General features: G+C 64.7%; 1 protein-coding gene. It reads left to right on the top strand.

The genetic code is table 11. The features are described 5' to 3' along the window. A partial coding sequence (locus tag JHD07_RS32225) for a PepSY domain-containing protein (RefSeq protein WP_291629478.1) occupies positions 1-1,097 on the top strand: 1,097 nt, incomplete at its 5' end. Between the last annotated feature and the right edge of the window lie 96 nt (positions 1,098-1,193).

The raw sequence follows: 1,193 nt of genomic DNA, 5'->3' as shown, positions 1-1,193 counted from the left end.
TCCACAAGTGGAGCAGCCTGATCTGCACGATCTTTGCGCTGCTGCTGTGTCTCACGGGGCTGCCCCTCATCTTTCACGAGGAGCTGGGACCGAATCCGGCGATCGACGAGGTTGCCGAACCCGGCGTCCGCGCGTCGGTCGGCAAGATGATCGCCGAGGCGCTCGCGGAGCGGCCGGGTGAGGTCGTCCCGTACCTGTTCTACGATCGCGACAAGCCGATGGTGAAGGTGCCGACGGCCGCCAGCATGACGTCTGCGCCTGACACTTTCTTCTACAAGGTGTTCGACATCAGGACCGGCAAAGCACTCAGCGTCGACCAGCCCAATGAGGGCTTCCTCTACATCATGCTTCGGCTCCACACCGATTTGTTCGCCGGCATCAAGGGCATGCTGTTCCTCGGCGGCATGGGGTTGTTGCTGACCCTTTCGATCGTCTCGGGCATGGTGTTGTACGGGCCGTTCGCGCGCCGGCTCAGATTTGGCGAGATGCGCAAGCGGCACAGCAACCGGCTGCGCTGGCTCGACCTGCACAATCTGCTCGGCATCATCACCCTGGCCTGGTTCGGCGTCGTCACGCTGACGGGCGTGATCAATACGCTGGCGGGGCCGATCGAGCTGATGTGGCAGTCCAACCAGCTGCTCGAGATGGCCGCGCAAAACCGGGGTCAGGCGCAAAGCGACCGCAAGGCTCCGGTTGACCTGGTGCTCGCCAATGTCCGTGCGGCCGTGCCGGGAATGACCGTCACCACACTCGCCTTCCCCGGCAGCCCGTTTTCGACACCGACCCATTACGCGGCGTTCCTGACCGGCGATACGCCGCTGACCAGCCGCATCCTCAAGCCGGCCATCATCGATGCCGCCAGCGGCGAAGTCGTCGCGGTTCCCGACATGCCCTGGTACGCGACGGCCCTGTTCGTGTCGCAACCGCTGCATTTCGGCGACTACGGCGGCCTTCCGCTGAAGATCATCTGGGCGATCCTCGACATCGTCACCATCATCATCCTGATCAGCGGCCTGTATCTCTGGCTCGCCAATTGGCGCTCGGGCCGCGTTCGCCGCGAAGCACCGGAAACAATTTCGGCGGAGGCCGCCCGATGAGCACGGGCCGGACACGGCGGGCAGTCTGGGCGATCCCGGCACTTCTGGCGCTCGTGACGCTGTGCGGTCTGCTTGCGGCCCTGGTCGGTGAAGGGG

The sequence above is a fragment of the Bradyrhizobium sp. genome, assembly GCF_016462955.1.
Taxonomy (GTDB): domain Bacteria; phylum Pseudomonadota; class Alphaproteobacteria; order Rhizobiales; family Xanthobacteraceae; genus Bradyrhizobium.
The sequence above is the reverse complement of the archived record's forward strand: the minus strand, read 5'-3'. Positions and strand labels throughout refer to the sequence as shown.